Source organism: Ferribacterium limneticum, from assembly GCF_020510625.1.
In the GTDB taxonomy this organism is placed as follows: Bacteria; Pseudomonadota; Gammaproteobacteria; order Burkholderiales; family Rhodocyclaceae; genus Azonexus; species Azonexus limneticus_A.
The window spans coordinates 690,748-706,185 of sequence record NZ_CP075191.1 but is presented as its reverse complement, the minus strand read 5'-3'; the positions used below and the strand labels follow the sequence as shown (position 1 = coordinate 706,185).

Genomic DNA, 15,438 nt, shown 5'->3' with positions numbered 1-15,438 from the left:
AGGATTTTCAATTAACCCCGGCCACATCAGAAGTCGGGAATTTTATCAATCGAGGAGGACTTTTCGTGACCCTTCTGCTCAAGCTCTCGCAGCTGATCGACTGGCTCAACGAGCGTGTTGCCAAGGGCGCATTCTGGCTGGTATTGCTGATGACTATCGTCAGCTCTGCCAATGCCGTTGTGCGCTTCGTGTTTGACTATAGTTCAAATGGCCTGCTGGAAATTCAGTGGTATCTGTTTGCCGCCGTATTTCTGCTGTGCTCCCCTTATACGCTGCAACGCAACGAACATGTCCGGATCGACGTACTGTCCGGCAAGCTGTCGCCGCGCGGCCTCGCCGTGATCGACATCATCGGCACCCTGTTCTTCCTGTTGCCCATGGTCATTCTGGTTCTCTGGCTATCGCTGCCGCTGATCGCCGAGTCGATCAAGATCAACGAGATGTCAGCCAATGCCGGCGGCCTGCTCCGCTGGCCGGTCAAGATCCTGCTGCCGATCGCCTTCACGCTGCTCGCCCTGCAAGGTGTTTCGGAACTGTTCAAGCGCTTCGCCTTCCTGGCCGGAATGATTGACGACCCGAACGACAAGAAGAAAGGCCCGACGGCCGAAGAAGAACTGGCTGCAGCGATTGCCGCCGCCAAAGCACAGGAGGCCAAATAATGGCGGAGTTCATGATTGCCAATATGGCACCGCTGATGTTCGGTGCCCTCGTCCTGTTCCTGCTCTTCGGCTACCCGGTCGCCTTTGCCCTGGCGGCCAACGGCATCGTTTTCGGCCTGATCGGCATCGAACTCGGCCTGCTGACCCCGGCGCTGTTCCAGGCACTACCCGAGCGCATCTTCGGCATCATGGCCAACGACACGCTGCTGGCCATTCCCTTCTTCACCTTCATGGGGCTGATACTTGAACGATCCGGCATGGCCGAGGACTTGCTCGACACCATCGGCCAGCTGTTTGGCCCGATGCGCGGCGGCCTCGCCTACGCGGTGATCTTCGTTGGCGCGCTCCTCGCGGCAACGACCGGCGTGGTGGCTGCCTCGGTGATCTCGATGGGTCTGATCTCGCTGCCCATCATGCTGCGCTACGGCTACGACAAGCGGCTCGCCTCGGGTGTCATCGCCGCCTCCGGCACGCTGGCCCAGATTATCCCGCCGTCGCTGGTACTGATCATCATGGCCGACCAGCTCGGCAAGTCGGTTGGCGACATGTACGAAGGCGCCATGGTTCCGGGCCTGGTGCTGACCACGCTGTATGTCGGCTACGTGGCCATCCTGAGCGTCCTCAAGCCCAACGCCTGCCCGGCCCTGCCGCCGGAAGCCCGCTCGCTGCGCGGCCTCAAGCTGATGCTGCGCGTGCTGACCACGCTGGTGCCGCCGCTGGTCCTGATCTTCCTCGTTCTCGGCACCATCTTCCTCGGCATTGCAACGCCGACCGAAGGCGGCGCCATGGGTGCAGCCGGCGCACTGATCCTCGCCCTGGCCCGCAAGCGGATCACCATGAAGCTGCTCAAGCAGGCCATGGAAACCACCGGCAAGCTGTCGTCCTTCGTGGTCTTCATTCTGGTCGGCTCGACTGTGTTCGGCCTGGTCTTCCGTGGCGTCAATGGCGACCTGTGGGTCGAGCACCTCCTGCTCGGCCTGCCCGGCGGCCAGGTCGGCTTCCTGATCGTGGTCAACATCCTGGTTTTCGTGCTGGCCTTCTTCCTCGACTTCTTCGAACTGTCCTTCATCATCGTGCCGCTGCTCGCACCAGTGGCGGACAAGCTGGGCATCGATCTGGTCTGGTTCGGCGTGCTGCTCGCGGTCAACATGCAGACCTCGTTCATGCACCCGCCCTTCGGCTTTGCGCTGTTCTACCTGCGCTCGGTCGCGCCCAGCTCGGTGAAGACGACGGATATTTACTGGGGTGCCATTCCCTTCGTCTGTATCCAGATCATCATGGTCGCGCTGATCATCATCTTCCCGAACATCGTCAGCTACGGCGACGAGGCGCAGAAGGAACAGCAGCGCCTGGAGAAGGAAGGCAAGGCGCCGGCTGCGGTCGACCTCGACTCGCTGATGAAACCGAGCGAAGAGGAACCGGATGCGCAGAAGGATGGCGCTGAAGAAGACAAGGGCTCGGCAGAGTTGCTGAAGAGCCTGCAAAGCAACGACAAGTAAGGGAGTCGCGCTCCCGATGAAGGCGAGGCTGCGGCCTCGCCTTTTTGTTGCCCCTATCGCCTGAATTAGCGTAATCAATTGGCAAGCAAGCCCGGCTTGGCGCATCATTAAGCGTGTAAAAACCACCCACTTTCAGGAGGACATCATGGACATCGGAATCACCAAGAAAGATCGCGAAAAGATCGCCGAAGGACTCTCCCACCTGCTGGCCGACTCGTTCACCCTTTACCTGAAAACGCACAATTTCCACTGGAACGTCACCGGCCCGATGTTCAACACCTTGCACGTGATGTTCATGGACCAGTACACCGAACTGTGGAATGCCCTGGACCTGATCGCCGAGCGCATCCGCGCCCTGGGCGTTGCCGCCCCCGGCACCTACAGCGAGTTCGCCAAGCTCACGGTGATCAAGGAAAGCGAAGGCAAGGTCAGCGCCGAGGACATGATCAAGCAACTGGTCGCCGGCCAGGAAGCCGTCACCAAGACGGCCCGCGGCATTTTCGCGATTGTTGACAAAGCCGGCGACGAACCGACCGCCGATCTGCTGACCCAGCGCATGCAGATTCACGAGAAAAATGCCTGGATGTTGCGCAGCCTGCTGGAAAACTGAGCACCGGCATACCAAGATGCCCCGCCCGAATCGGCGGGGCTTTTTTACGTCTAGCGAATACTGCTGAAAAACTCGAACATCCGGCGCCGTGAATCTTCTGTCAATTTGGCATCGTAACGATAGCTGATGCGATCACCCTTGAAGTCCGTCTTGCTGAAACCATCGATATCGATGCAATCCCAGCAGTGACCGATGTCGGCATAGACGTGTGTAGAGATCGGGACACCCGCGGCCTTCATGGCGGGCAGGACAGCGTCACACCACTCGCTGGGTGTTTCATTGTCGAGCGCCCCCATCAGCATCAAATGCGGACGATCGATATCCGGCCGCACGATGGGGATATCGACATTGACTCGCGGAATTTTTCCAGCAGGCCAACGGCAGGTGCTGTAAAACGCGACTGTTCCGGCAAAGCGGGGCGCCCCGGCCGGCACGAATGCCTCGGCCACCTCGCGACTGCTGACCTGCGATGCCGTGAATCCCCCTTGGGAATAACCCGCTGCAAAGATTCGTTTCGGGTCAACAAAGGGCAAAGCCGACAGGTGGGCCAGTGCATCAAAGGCATCCTTGATGCGCCGACCTACCGAAATCGGCGTTGGCGGAAAGCAATTGCTCTTGTTCCCGCGCATGCCATCGATCAGCAGGACAACGTAGCCTTCCTGAGTGCCGGCCTCGATCCACTGGCGCATTTGCCGAGGCATGATGCCGCCGCAGTTATGCAGTAGAACCAGGCCTGGGTAGCGAACCCCATCTTTCATGCCCACCGGTTTGAACAGACCGTTGTGGATTGTTGAAAACAAGCCGAGCTCTTTAGGTTCACTGGCAAACGACAGGTCGGAAAGCTTTGCCGAGTCAGCCTTGAAGGAAGGCACATCGTACTGCGCCAGGGCAGATAAAGAAAAACCCAGACCGAGAACACCCAGTGCTCGAATTATCGATTTCGCAAGCATTGGAATCTCCTTCAGGAAAGAAGGGAGTTAGAAACGACAAAGCCCGCAAAGTTCGCGGGCTTTATCAGATCAGGCTAAGCAGCGGCCCGTTATTTACCGGTCTGCAAGAATCCATCCATCCGTCGTTCGGCCAGACTGAACCAGGCCGACTGGGTTCGACGGTATTTGTCGTACTCGACGTAGATCTTCTTGAAGGCCGGGTTCTTGCCGGCTTCGTCGACATACATGTCGGTTGCCGCCTTGTAGGTGGCTTTGAGAATTTCCGAAGAAAACTCCTTGACCTTGACGCCGGCCTGCATCAGCTTGGCCAGTGCGGCGGGGTTCTTGTGGTCGTATTCGGCCATCATCGTCACGTTGGCTTCGAAGGCGGCAGCCTGGAAAGCTTCCTGATATTCCTTCGGCAGCTTGGCCCACTCGGCCTTGTTGACGAAGAAGTGGATGGTCGGGCCCGGTTCCCACCAACCCGGGTAGTAATAATTCTTGGCAACCTTGTAGAAGCCGAGCTTTTCGTCATCGTACGGGCCCACCCACTCGGCCGCATCGATGGTGCCTTTTTCCAGCGCCGGGTAGATGTCGCCACCGGCGATTTGCTGCGGCACGACGCCAAGCGCCGAGAAGACGGTGCCGCCGAGACCGGCGATACGCATCTTGATACCCTTGAGGTCAGCCACGGTCTTGACTTCCTTGCGCCACCAACCGCCCATCTGGGTGCCGGTGTTGCCGCCGGCAAAAGACAGGACGTTGTAGTTGCTGTAGAACTCGTCGAGCAACTTCTGACCGCCGCCGTAGTAGATCCAGGCGTTCATCTGGCGAGCCGTCATGCCGAACGGAACCGAGGTGCCGAAGCCGAAGGTCTTGTCCTTGCCGACGTAGTAGTACGAACAGGTGTGGCAGCACTCGACGGTACCCTGCTGCACGGCGTCCAGCGCCTGCAGGCCGGGAACGATCTCGCCGCCCGGGAAGACGCGGATGTCGAACTTGCCGCCGGTCATCGCACGCAGGCGATTGGCCAGCACTTCGGCACCACCGTAAATGGTGTCCAGGCTCTTCGGGAAGCTGGAGGTCAGGCGCCACTTGATATTGGGCAGAGCCTGGGCGACAGCCGGCGCGGCGACGGTCGCTGCGGCACCGGCGACGGCACCGATGGAAGCCTTTTTCAGAAAATCACGACGTTGCATTTTGTCTCCTCTAAGTATTGAGTCGCCATAATATGGCGATGGGGTCATTCTTTACCAAGAGTACATTTTTTGCGAGTAGTGGAAAACCCTAAGCCCCACCAATGGCCCTAATCACCAGGGCACGGCCGCTTCTGTCCATAAAAAAAGGAGCCGAAGCTCCTTTTTTTGAATCCATGACCGGCAAGGGTCAGCGATGCGACTGTGCGAACTGGTCCATCGGCATTTCGGCGACGGCAAACCAGGCACGCTGGCTCTTGGCGTACTTGGCGTACGAGTCGTAGATCTTCTTGAAAGCCGGATTCTTGGCCGACTCGTCGGCATAGATTTGTTGCGCCGACTTGTAGGCGGCTTCCATGATTTCCTTGGAGAAGCTGTGCAGCTTGACGCCGTTTTGCAGCAACTTGGCCAGCGCGATCGGGTTCTTGTGATCGTATTCGGCGGTCATCGTCACGTTGGCTTCGGCAGCGGCACAGGCGAAGGCGGCCTGGTATTCCTTCGGCAGCTTGTCCCATTCCTTCTTGTTGACGAAGAATTCGAGGCAGGTGCTCGGCTCCCACCAGCCCGGACCGTAGTAATTCTTGGCAACCTTGTAGAAGCCCAGCTTCTCGTCGTCGTACGGACCAATCCACTCGGCCGCGTCGATCGTGCCCTTTTCCAGCGCCGGGTAGATATCGCCGGCGGCGATCTGCTGCGGCACAACGCCGAGCGGCGTCAGCACGGCGCCACCGAGGCCGCCGATGCGCATCTTGATGCCCTTGAGGTCAGCCACGGTCTTCACTTCCTTGCGCCACCAGCCGCCCATCTGGGTACCGGAATTGCCGCCGGGGAAGGAAACGCAGTTGTAGCCGGCATAGAACTCGTCGAGCAGTTGCTGACCGCCGCCCTGGTACATCCAGGCGTTGGTCTGACGGGCATTCATGCCGAAAGGAATGGTCGTGCCGAAGGCGAAGGTGCGATCCTTGCCGACGTAATAATAGGAAGCGGTATGGCAGCACTCGACGGTGCCCTGTTGCACGGCGTCCAGCGCCTGCAGGCCGGGAACGATTTCACCGCCCGGGAAGACGCGGATATCGAACTTGCCGCCGGTCAGCTCGCGCAGGCGATTGGCCAGTTGCTCAGCACCACCGTAGATGGTGTCGAGGCTCTTAGGAAAGCTGGAAGTCAGGCGCCATTTGATACTGGGCGAGGATTGCGCCATCGCCGGAGCGGCGACGGTAGCGGCAGCACCGGCAGCAGCGCCGATGGAAGCCTTTTTCAGAAAATCACGACGTTGCATCTTGTCTCCTAGACAGTGAATTTTTGAGGTTATTTACAACAGACCTCATTCTAGGAAGCGGAATGTAAATTGCGATTGGAGAAAACCCGATCAGGAAAAACCCTGATTGCCAGCGGCAAATAGCCAATCTGCATCGAGCTCGCCGACCATCGGCGGGCCAGCCCGACGCCCGCCAGATCAGTCGCCGGCTACCGTCATCCGGTCGAGCATGATCGAGCCGGTTTGCTTGGTGCCGCGCACCTGCACATCGCGACCAACCGCGACGATGCCAGCCAGCATGTCCTTGAGATTGCCGGCGATGGTGATTTCCTCGACCGGATAGGCGATCTTGCCGTCCTCGATCCAGAAGCCGGCCGCGCCGCGCGAATAATCGCCGGTCACGTAGTTGATGCCGTGGCCGAGCAACTCGGTCACCAGCAGACCGCGCCCCATCTTGGCGAGCAGGCCGTCGAGATCGAGGTCGCCGGGTTCAATGATCAAATTGTGGCTGCCGCCGGCGTTGGCCGTCGTTTGCATGCCGAGCTTGCGCGCCGTGTAGGTACTCAGGAAATAGCCCTGCAGGATGCCGTTGCTGACCAAGTCGCGGTCGCGCGTCGCCACGCCGTCGCTGTCAAAGGAGGCGCTCCCCAGGCCACACTTGATATGCGGCCGCTCGGCGATCTGCACGAAGTCCGGCATGATTTTCTTGCCCAACTGGTCGAGCAGGAACGAGGACTTGCGATAGAGCGCACCGCCGCTGGCGGCATGTACCAGGCTGCCGAGCAGGCCACCAGCCAGTGGCGCTTCGAGAATGATCGGAAATTCGCCGGTCTTGACCTTGCGCCCACCCAGGCGGGCAACGGCGCGTTCGGCGGCTATACGGCCAACCTGCGCCGCATCATCCAGACGGCTGGCATCGCGATGCGTGGTGTACCAGTCGTCGCGCTGCATCGCATCCTGCTCGCCGGAAATCACCGAGCACGAGATGTAATGGCGCGAGGTCGGATAGCCGCCCATGAAGCCCAGGCTGTTGGCCGAGACAAAATGGGCCTGCTGCGTTGAAATCGAGGCACCTTCGGAATTGCTGACCAACGGGCTGGCATCGAAGGCCGCCTGCTCGCAGCGGCGGGCCGTCTCGATCGCCGCTTCGACGCTCAAGGCCCACGGGTGATACAGGTCGAGATCGGGGCAATCCTTGGCCATCAGCGCTGCATCGGCCAGTCCGGCGCAATCGTCCTCGGCCGTGAAGCGAGCGATGTCGAGTGCCGCCTCGACGGTTTCGCGCAAGGCTTGCGCCGAGAAATCGGACGTGCTGGCGTAACCCTTGCGCTGACCGGAGTAGATGGTGATGCCGATGCCTTTGTCGCGGTTGAACTCAATGGTCTCGACCTCGTCGCAACGCACCGTCACTGACTGCCCGAAACCCTCGGAGACATCGACTTCGCAGGCCGTCGCTCCCTTGACCTTGGCGTGTTTGAGCACGTCCTCGGCGAGTTGCTGCAGGGAGGCAAAGGGGTAGGAAAATGCGGCAGTTTCGGACATGGAGGGGGCGTCAGGGCGGGAAAGTCGCTATCATAACAGCCCGTTATTGCCCGCACCGGACGCAAACCATGCATGAAGAAGATTTCACCGAAGACACCGGCCGCCCCTCCAAGACCAAGAAGAAAGAGGCGATGCATGAGTTGCGCGATCTCGGCGAAGAACTGGTCGAGCTTTCGGTCGGCCAGCTAAAAAAGATCAACCTGCCGGAAAATATTTTCGAAGCGGTTCGTGAATGCCAGAAGATCACCGCCCACGGCGCCCATCGCCGCCAGGTGATGTATCTCGGCAAGCTGATGCGCGGCGTCGACGACGAACCGATCCGGGCCGGCCTGGCCATGCTGCGCGGCGAATCGTCGGCTGAAACCGCCCGTCTGCACCGGCTGGAGCGCTTCCGCACCCGTCTGCTCGAAGACGAGTCCTTCCTGGCCGAAATCGCCGCCATCTGGCCGTCGCTCGATCTCCAGCACATGCGCCAACTGCGCCGCAATGCGCTGAAGGAACAGGAAAACAACAAGCCGCCGAAGAATTTCCGGGCCATCTTCCAGATCCTGCAGGAACTCGACAAGCAAGGCACGCCCGACCCGGAAGAGGAAGCCGACGATGAATGACGAACTGGTCATTGGCCTGGTCTCGATCAGCGACCGCGCCTCGACCGGCGTTTATGAAGACAAGGGCATTCCGGCGCTGCAGGAATGGCTGTCATCCGCGCTGAGCAGCCCGTGGCGTGTCGAAACCCGGCTGATCGCCGACGACCAGCCGACCATTGAAAGCACGCTGATCGAACTGGTTGATGCGCAAAAATGCCATCTGGTGCTTACCACCGGCGGTACCGGCCCGGCCTTGCGTGACGTGACGCCGGAAGCGACGCTGGCCGTGGCCGACAAGGAAATGCCCGGCTTCGGCGAGGAAATGCGGCGGATCAGCCTGAATTTCGTGCCGACCGCCATCCTCTCGCGCCAGGTGGCCGTGATCCGCAAACAGGCGCTGATCATCAACTTGCCCGGCCAGCCGAAATCGATCAAGGAAACACTGGAAGGCGTTCGCGACGCTGACGGCAAGGTAACGCACGTCGGCATCTTCGCCGCCGTGCCCTACTGCATCGACCTGATCGGTGGCCCTTACGCCGAAACGAACGAGGCTGTGATCAAGGCCTTCCGGCCCAAATCGGCGATTCGGGCCAAACAGGCGTAATCAGCCGAGCACGCTCTGGCGATAACGAACCAGTTCGAAATCGCCGGCCTGCTCGACCAACGCCACCGGCGTCAGCACGTAACGTTTGCCCTCGCTGGCGTATTCCATGCCCTCACGAATATCGAAGGTCGAGGGCGGCAGAATGACCCGCACTTCGTCCGGCTCATTGCCATCAAGCAGCATCAGCGCCGGAATGCTGGCGGCCGAGGCGTAGCTGGAGGCTGTCCGCACTTTCAGTTCGACTGAAACCGCCTGGCGGGCAATCGCCTGGATGCCAACCCGAGATTCGCTTTCCGTAGCCCGGCGATAGCGGCGGATAACGCCGACCAGCCAGTTTTCGCCGCCTTCCGGCTGCATGGCAATCAGGGCGCCGACTTTCAGCCACTCGCCGGGCACATTGCCGAGCACGGCACCAAAGCCGCCCCGGCTGACGTTCTCGACCACCCAGCTTTCGACCGGCAAGCCCGCCGGCCGGCCACCGAATTCCCCGGAAAACACGACGAAGGCATTGACCAGCCCATTGAGCACCGACATCCGGTGCATGACGCGATGCCGGTCATACTGGCGCTGCGGCGGAATAGGGGCGAGGTAGGCCGTGAGGTGATGCAGCACGCGAACCAGCAGCTTGGGCGGGTACTGCCCCCCCAGATCGACTTCGGGCGGCATGTCGCCACCGCGCTCCAGCACGCCCAACAGGGCGATCATCGCTTCGTGGGCCGGCCCCGGCTTGAGGAAACGCTGGCTTGGCACGGCCTGCGCCGGCATCTGGGCCAAGCGCAAGGGCGGCTGCGCCAGCACCAGATCGGACCAATAGACACTATCGATATGAACGTGGGCGCCAAAAACGAAGCCGGGCAGGAAATGCGCGATCAGGCGCTCGGCCAGTTCGATCTCGAGCGGCAACAGGCTATCGAGCGACGCCGCCTGGAAAACCATGGCCTTCTCGTATTCCAGATCGGCTGAAGTCATCCCGCTTTTGCCTGGCAACGACACGACGCGGTTCGCCAGCCCGGCTTCCTCGGCGGCCAGCAGGGCAAAACCCAGGCGCCGCCAGAGTTCGCCGCGCGACGGGCCGTAGTGGAACTGCTCCCACTTCAATATCTGCCGCAAGGCAACGATCAGGCGGATGGACAAAACCGGCAAGACGCTCCTGGCCAATTCACCGGGCCGCGGCTTGTCGGCGATGGCCAGCAGGCAACGCTCGTAAGCGGCCGCCAGCAAGGTCCAGAAACCGTAGTTGATCGACCACAGACGCTGTTCCTCGGAGCGGGACAGGCGAGTCTGGAAATATTCCCGCGACAGGCGCTTCAGATGCGCTTGCGCCGCCTCGTCCAATTGCTGGATAACGTCGTAACGGCGATCGGCCGGAAAATCGTCCACGCCGGCCAGCGATTCCAGCCAGCCGGCCAGTTCGTCAAGCGCCTTGAAGGCGTTATCTCTGGGAATCTCGCTGAGCACTTTTTTCAGCTCGTGCGAATTCGCCAGCGGATGATCCGTTTTTTGGGCGAAAAGCCCGCCCAGATTGGCAACCTTATTAAGCACTGTCACTCCGTCGAAAATTTCTTTTTCGGCAGTTTAGACCGATATGCGCACTGCCAGCGTGAGCAATTTCCGGATCGGGGCAAAACGTGAAAGAGCCCGCCCACTCTGCCTCGCCCCCCGCTGCCAATCACCCATGTAAAATAAGCCGATTGATTGATCGACCGAAAGACCGACCCCGATGCAGCCCTACCTCGACCTGATGCGCCACGTGCTGGACAACGGCAATGACAAATCCGACCGCACCGGCACCGGCACGCGCTCCGTCTTCGGCTGGCAGATGCGCTTCGACCTGAGCCAGGGCTTCCCGGTGATGACCACCAAGAAGCTGCACCTGAAATCGATCATCCACGAACTGCTGTGGTTCATCCAGGGCGACACCAACATCAAGTACCTGCAGGAAAACGGCGTCAAGATCTGGGACGAGTGGGCCGATGAAAACGGCGACCTCGGCCCGGTCTACGGCAAGCAATGGCGCCGCTGGGAAACGCCGGACGGCCGCGTCATCGACCAGATCACGCAACTGATCCACAGCCTGAAGAACAACCCGGACTCCCGCCGCCACATCGTCTCCGCCTGGAACCCCGGCGACGTGGATAACATGGCCCTGCCGCCCTGCCACTGCCTGTTCCAGTTCTACGTCGCCAACGGCAAACTGTCCTGCCAGCTCTACCAGCGCAGCGCCGACATCTTCCTCGGCGTGCCGTTCAACATCGCCTCCTACGCGCTGTTCACGATGATGCTGGCCCAGGTTTGCGGCTACCAGCCGGGCGAATTCGTCCACACCTTCGGCGACGCCCACCTCTACTCGAACCACTTCGAGCAGGCCAGGCTGCAGCTTTCCCGCGACACCCGCCCCCTGCCGACCATGTGGATCAACCCGGAAGTAAAGGACTTGTTCGCTTTCAAGTTCGAGGATTTCCGCCTCGAAGGCTACGACCCGCACCCGCACATTTCGGCCCCGGTGGCTGTCTAAGCGATGCTGATTTATTCAAAAATGTCATTCCCGCGAAAGCGGGAATCCAGAAACGTCAATGTCCTGGATCCCCGCTTTCTCGGGGATGACTAATATTTGAGCATCTCCCCAAGATGATTCTCGGCGGCGACCTCGGCGGCACCAAGACACTGCTGGCGTTGGCCGAGATTGATGACGGGCGCCTCAAGATATTTCGTCAGCAGCGCTACGCCAGCCAGGACTACCCCGCTTTCGACGACCTGCTGGCCGAATTCATTCCCGACCAACCCAACATTGCCGCCGCCTGTTTTGGTGTCGCCGGGCCGACCGATGGCCGCGAAGCCAAACTGACCTACCTGCCCTGGCAGCTTTCCGCCGGTGCGCTGGAAGACCGCTTCGGCATCGGCCAAGTTTCTCTGCTCAACGACTTCGCCGCCGCCGCCCACGGCCTGCCGCTGGTCGAAGACCGGGATATCCTGACCCTGCACGCTGGCCAGCCCGAAGTCAGAGCGCCACGTGTCATCCTCGGAGCCGGCACCGGTCTCGGCGTCGCCGGTCTGGTCTGGCAAGACGGAGCCTACCGCGTCATTCCCGGCGAAGGCGGCCACTTCGGTTTCGCGCCGCAAACCCCGCAGCAAGGCGAACTCTGGCGCTGGCTGCTGGCGCAAAACGGCCGCGTCACGGTCGAAGACATCGTCTCCGGCCCCGGTCTGTCACGGATTTACTCTTTCCTCGGCGGCAACCCCCAGCCCCCCGAAACCATCGGCCAGACAGCCCTGAACGGCAGCAACCCGCTGGCCAGCGAAGCCATACGCCTGTGGCTTGAATGCTACGGCGCCTTTGCCGGCGACCTCGCCATGCACTGGCTGGCCCGTGGCGGCGTATATCTGGCCGGCGGTATCGCCGCCAAGCTCTTGCCACACCTCGATGCCGCCCCGTTCACCAAAGCCTTCCTGGCCAAACGCGAACACGGCGAACTGGTCAAGAAAATGCCCGTCCGGCTACTGACCGTCGAAGACCTCGGCCTGCGCGGCACCCTGGCACGAGCCGCACGGCCCACCTGACCCCAGCCCCGCTCAGTTCGGCGCCTTGCGCCAGCCCTTGGCCTCCATGCACGCATGCATGCGTCGAACGGTCGCATTGGTCACCGTTCCGTCATTGCCCGAGTAAGTCTTCGCCTTGCATTGCGCCTCATCGAACGAATACTCCGCCTCGCTGGCGCCGCTCTTTTCCCAATGCCAGGACGACAGCAGGGCGCAGCCGGTGAGCAGGACGGCAACCCCGCCTGATAGCACGTATTTCAGGAAATTCCGTGACGGCATGATGATTGAAGATTCCGGGATAGAGGTGCGAGATGGTAGCAGGGGAGTTGGCAAAAACTGCCCAATGGCAGTCCTTCCAACGCATAACCGCAAAGCTGCCATTCACCTTGAGTAAAATGCAAACATGTCGCTCCCTGATTTTTCCCGTCCGAGACTGTTCCGCTACTCTGAGCATCAATGGCTCATTCGCTCACTCATGTTGGGCGAGTTCCGTCTGGTGCCAGCTAGTTACTACGGTGAATTGGTTGGTGACTCGGCCCGTTACGACAATGAGCTTGTCCGCGAGAACGCAGCCCCTAGCGAAAAGGTCACAATCACTCACGTCGCAACAAGTCAGCCAATCAGAACCATTGGGGACGTTGTGTTTCGAGACGAAGTCGGAACCAATTACTACACACTAAGCTTCTCAACTGCATTTGATCCACTCCTGTTTGATGAATTCGCTGGCTCTAATGCTTGCTTAGTGATTCACGAACCGGAAGAGGTTTGCGAGCGCATTCACTTCTATGCTGAGCAGTTTCTTCAGCGGTGGTCTGGCATTGATGGGGCTGTGGCTTACGGTAGAGAACACAAATATGGCCCTACATTCATAAAGGACTGGAGGTATGTCATCCAGAAGGAATGGCGTTTTGCTTGGATCCCACCTGAGAAAGCCAATACCCTGCATCCCCTCTGCATACAAATCGGCAACATAGAGCGTTACGCCGAAATCATGCCTCAGCCGCCTAAAAGTGTGGCATGTGCTGGCTAATCCAGCACTCTACCGTGCCTGCGCGAGAAGCCACGCAGGCTGGTAGATTAAAACGTTCCTGAAGGTCTGCTTCTGCAAGTCAGCAACTACCGCGTCGGACACTCTCCAGCCCGTCACCCCAACCGCAGCACCACCGCCCCCAGTGGCGGGATGGTTACTTCCAGATTGGCTGGGCGGCCCATCCATTCGCCTTCATGGGCCGGCAAGGCGCCGCCGTTGCCGAGGTTGCCGCCGCCGTAGAAGGCTGAGTCGGTATTGAGCAGTTCGACATAGGTGCCGGCTTCGGGAACACCGAGGCGGTAGGCGGTTTGCGGCACGGGGGTGAAGTTGAAGACGACGACGACGAAGCTGCCGTCCTTGCCCCATCGCAGCCACGACAGCACCGAGTGCTCGCTGTCGTTGCAGTCGATCCACTCGAAGCCGAGGGGGCTGAAATCCTGGGTGTGCAGGGCCGGCAGGTCGCGGTACAGGCGGTTGAGATCGGCTGAAAGGCGTTGCGCTGCGGCGTTTTCCGGATTGGCCAGCAAGCCCCAGTCGAGTTCGCGCGCTTCCGACCATTCGCGTTGCTGGCCGAATTCACCGCCCATGAACATCAGTTTCTTGCCCGGATTCAGGGCCTGCCAGGCGAGCAGCAGGCGCAGGTTGGCGTGGCGTTGCCAGGCGTCGCCGGGCATCTTGCCGAGCAGCGAACGCTTGCCGTGCACGACCTCATCGTGCGAGAAGGGCAGCACGTAGTTTTCGCTGTAGGCGTAAACCTGCCCGAAGGTCAGTTCGCTGTGGTGCCAGCGGCGATAGATCGGGTCGCGCTGGAAATAGCGCAGGCTGTCGTTCATCCAGCCCATGTTCCATTTCATCGAGAAACCCAGCCCGCCGACGTAGGTCGGCCGGGAGACCATTGGCCAGGCGGTGGATTCTTCGGCAATGGTCAGCGCGCCAGGAAAGTCAGCGTGGACCATGGCGTTGAGTTCTTTCAGGAAGTCGATGGCTTCAAGATTTTCCCGCCCGCCGAACTTGTTGGGCAGCCATTCGCCGTGCTTGCGCGAGTAATCGAGGTAAAGCATCGAGGCGACGGCATCGACGCGCAGGCCGTCGAAGTGGAATTCCGACAGCCACCAGTGGGCCGACGACATCAGGAAGCTGCGCACCTCGTGCCGGCCGTAGTTGAAGATGTGCGTGCCCCAGTCGGCATGCAGGCCGAGGCGCGGGTCTTCATGTTCGTAGAGCGCGGTGCCGTCGTAGCGGGCCAGGGCCCAGTCGTCCTGCGGGAAGTGGCCGGGCACCCAGTCGAGCAGCACGCCCAGCCCGGCCTGATGGCAGGCGTCGATGAAGGCGCGCAATTCGTCGGCCGAACCATAGCGCGCACTCGGCGCGAAGTAGCCGGTCGTCTGGTAGCCCCAGGATTCATCGAGCGGGTGTTCGGTGATCGGCAGCAGTTCGAGGTGGGTATAACCCTGCGCCAGCGCGTAGGGAATTAGCCGTTCAGCCAGTTCGCCCCACAGGTAGGGCTTGCCGTCGGGGTGGCGCATCCATGAGCCGGGGTGCACTTCGTAGATATTGACCGGCGCCTGCTGCCAGTCCCAGCCGGCGCGTTGCTGCAGCCAGTCGGCATCGGCCCAGACATGCGTCGATGGCGGCACGACATAGGCCGCCGAACCGGGGCGCAGCTCGAAGCCGCGGCCATAGGGATCGCTCTTGATCAGTTTGTCGCCGGTATGGCGGTTGGTGATTTCGAAGCGGTAGAGGTTGCCGGGATGGGCTTCGGCGATGATCGCTTCCCAGACGCCGGACTCACCGAGCGGGTGCAGTGGGTGCACATCGCCATGCCAGCCGTTGAAATCGCCAACTACCGAGACTCGTGCGGCGTTGGGCGCCCAGACCCGGAAGGTCGTTCCGGCGACATCGGCGTGGGCGCCGAGCAATCGATAAGCCTGATTGTTTCGGCCTTCGTTGAACAGATAAAGTGCGTCGGCATGCTGCATAGGGCCCC

At 60.7% G+C, this 15,438-nt stretch carries 15 protein-coding genes; 8 read left to right on the top strand and 7 right to left on the bottom strand.

Annotated elements, in window-relative coordinates:
* Positions 1–65: 65 nt before the first annotated feature.
* The 3 genes from KI617_RS03285 (at position 66) to KI617_RS03275 (ending at position 2,768) form a co-directional block, all read left to right on the top strand.
* Positions 66–659 (top strand): TRAP transporter small permease subunit, encoded by a 594-nt coding sequence (locus tag KI617_RS03285; RefSeq protein ID WP_226450589.1) that lies wholly within the window; start codon positions 66–68, stop codon positions 657–659.
* Positions 659–2,158: a TRAP transporter large permease gene (locus tag KI617_RS03280; RefSeq protein ID WP_226450587.1), complete on the top strand. Its 1,500-nt coding sequence runs from the start codon at positions 659–661 to the stop codon at positions 2,156–2,158. The genes KI617_RS03285 and KI617_RS03280 overlap by 1 nt, the downstream gene beginning before the upstream one ends.
* Before the next feature lie 145 nt (positions 2,159–2,303).
* The gene (locus tag KI617_RS03275) at positions 2,304–2,768 is read left to right on the top strand and encodes a Dps family protein (RefSeq protein ID WP_226450585.1); all 465 of its coding nucleotides are present in this window, start codon (positions 2,304–2,306) and stop codon (positions 2,766–2,768) included.
* 50 nt (positions 2,769–2,818) lie between these two features.
* Here the strand turns inward: KI617_RS03275 and KI617_RS03270 are convergent, their stop codons facing one another.
* The 4 genes from KI617_RS03270 to pmbA all read right to left on the bottom strand — a co-directional run bounded on the left by KI617_RS03270 (position 2,819) and on the right by pmbA (position 7,693).
* On the bottom strand, positions 2,819–3,718 hold the full coding sequence (locus KI617_RS03270) for a dienelactone hydrolase family protein (RefSeq protein ID WP_226450583.1): 900 nt from the start codon (positions 3,716–3,718) through the stop codon (positions 2,819–2,821).
* Positions 3,719–3,807: 89 nt separating this feature from the next.
* A complete protein-coding gene (locus KI617_RS03265) occupies positions 3,808–4,896 on the bottom strand; it encodes a TRAP transporter substrate-binding protein (RefSeq protein ID WP_226450581.1) in 1,089 nt (362 codons plus the stop codon).
* Between the two features lie 187 nt (positions 4,897–5,083).
* A complete protein-coding gene (locus tag KI617_RS03260; protein WP_226450579.1) occupies positions 5,084–6,172 on the bottom strand; it encodes a TRAP transporter substrate-binding protein in 1,089 nt (362 codons plus the stop codon).
* Between the two features lie 177 nt (positions 6,173–6,349).
* Entirely contained in the window at positions 6,350–7,693 is a 1,344-nt protein-coding gene (gene pmbA / locus KI617_RS03255; protein ID WP_226450577.1) for a metalloprotease PmbA, read from the bottom strand.
* 68 nt (positions 7,694–7,761) lie between these two features.
* On the opposite strand from pmbA, the gene yjgA reads away from it, so the two are divergent.
* Positions 7,762–8,301, top strand: a complete 540-nt coding sequence (gene yjgA, locus KI617_RS03250) for a ribosome biogenesis factor YjgA (protein WP_226450575.1) — start codon at positions 7,762–7,764, stop codon at positions 8,299–8,301.
* Positions 8,294–8,884, top strand: a complete 591-nt coding sequence (gene mog / locus KI617_RS03245) for a molybdopterin adenylyltransferase (protein ID WP_226450573.1) — start codon at positions 8,294–8,296, stop codon at positions 8,882–8,884. The genes yjgA and mog overlap by 8 nt, the downstream gene beginning before the upstream one ends.
* Here the strand turns inward: mog and KI617_RS03240 are convergent, their stop codons facing one another.
* Positions 8,885–10,426 carry a hypothetical protein gene (locus KI617_RS03240; protein ID WP_226450571.1) on the bottom strand — a complete coding sequence of 514 codons (1,542 nt, stop codon included), beginning with the start codon at positions 10,424–10,426 and terminating at the stop codon, positions 8,885–8,887. It lies immediately after the preceding gene.
* 178 nt (positions 10,427–10,604) lie between these two features.
* Here KI617_RS03240 and KI617_RS03235 point away from each other — a divergent pair, with 178 nt between their 5' ends.
* Together KI617_RS03235 and glk are read left to right on the top strand one after the other, a co-directional pair.
* On the top strand, positions 10,605–11,399 hold the full coding sequence (locus tag KI617_RS03235) for a thymidylate synthase (RefSeq protein WP_226450569.1): 795 nt from the start codon (positions 10,605–10,607) through the stop codon (positions 11,397–11,399).
* A gap of 113 nt (positions 11,400–11,512) precedes the next feature.
* A complete protein-coding gene (gene glk, locus KI617_RS03230) occupies positions 11,513–12,442 on the top strand; it encodes a glucokinase (RefSeq protein WP_226450567.1) in 930 nt (309 codons plus the stop codon).
* A gap of 12 nt (positions 12,443–12,454) precedes the next feature.
* Here the strand turns inward: glk and KI617_RS03225 are convergent, their stop codons facing one another.
* Entirely contained in the window at positions 12,455–12,700 is a 246-nt protein-coding gene (locus KI617_RS03225; protein ID WP_226450565.1) for a hypothetical protein, read from the bottom strand.
* Positions 12,701–12,824: 124 nt separating this feature from the next.
* On the opposite strand from KI617_RS03225, the gene KI617_RS03220 reads away from it, so the two are divergent.
* Complete coding sequence (locus tag KI617_RS03220) at positions 12,825–13,451, top strand: hypothetical protein (protein ID WP_226450563.1); 627 nt, start codon at positions 12,825–12,827, stop codon at positions 13,449–13,451.
* A 113-nt stretch (positions 13,452–13,564) separates the two neighbouring features.
* On the opposite strand, the gene glgB is transcribed toward KI617_RS03220, so the two are convergent.
* A complete protein-coding gene (gene glgB / locus KI617_RS03215) occupies positions 13,565–15,430 on the bottom strand; it encodes a 1,4-alpha-glucan branching protein GlgB (RefSeq protein ID WP_226450561.1) in 1,866 nt (621 codons plus the stop codon).
* Positions 15,431–15,438: the final 8 nt, after the last annotated feature.

What these genes read in the sequence shown, in the direction of transcription:
- KI617_RS03280 (WP_226450587.1), top strand. Translation starts at nt 659, where the DNA reads ATGGCGGAGTTCATGATTGCCAATATGGCACCGCTGATGTTCGGTGCC.
- KI617_RS03275 (WP_226450585.1), top strand. Translation starts at nt 2,304, where the DNA reads ATGGACATCGGAATCACCAAGAAAGATCGCGAAAAGATCGCCGAAGGA.
- KI617_RS03270 (WP_226450583.1), bottom strand. Translation starts at nt 3,718, where the DNA reads ATGCTTGCGAAATCGATAATTCGAGCACTGGGTGTTCTCGGTCTGGGT.
- KI617_RS03265 (WP_226450581.1), bottom strand. Translation starts at nt 4,896, where the DNA reads ATGCAACGTCGTGATTTTCTGAAAAAGGCTTCCATCGGTGCCGTCGCC.
- KI617_RS03260 (WP_226450579.1), bottom strand. Translation starts at nt 6,172, where the DNA reads ATGCAACGTCGTGATTTTCTGAAAAAGGCTTCCATCGGCGCTGCTGCC.
- pmbA (WP_226450577.1), bottom strand. Translation starts at nt 7,693, where the DNA reads ATGTCCGAAACTGCCGCATTTTCCTACCCCTTTGCCTCCCTGCAGCAA.
- yjgA (WP_226450575.1), top strand. Translation starts at nt 7,762, where the DNA reads ATGCATGAAGAAGATTTCACCGAAGACACCGGCCGCCCCTCCAAGACC.
- mog (WP_226450573.1), top strand. Translation starts at nt 8,294, where the DNA reads ATGAATGACGAACTGGTCATTGGCCTGGTCTCGATCAGCGACCGCGCC.
- KI617_RS03235 (WP_226450569.1), top strand. Translation starts at nt 10,605, where the DNA reads ATGCAGCCCTACCTCGACCTGATGCGCCACGTGCTGGACAACGGCAAT.
- glk (WP_226450567.1), top strand. Translation starts at nt 11,513, where the DNA reads ATGATTCTCGGCGGCGACCTCGGCGGCACCAAGACACTGCTGGCGTTG.
- KI617_RS03225 (WP_226450565.1), bottom strand. Translation starts at nt 12,700, where the DNA reads ATGCCGTCACGGAATTTCCTGAAATACGTGCTATCAGGCGGGGTTGCC.
- KI617_RS03220 (WP_226450563.1), top strand. Translation starts at nt 12,825, where the DNA reads ATGTCGCTCCCTGATTTTTCCCGTCCGAGACTGTTCCGCTACTCTGAG.
- glgB (WP_226450561.1), bottom strand. Translation starts at nt 15,430, where the DNA reads ATGCAGCATGCCGACGCACTTTATCTGTTCAACGAAGGCCGAAACAAT.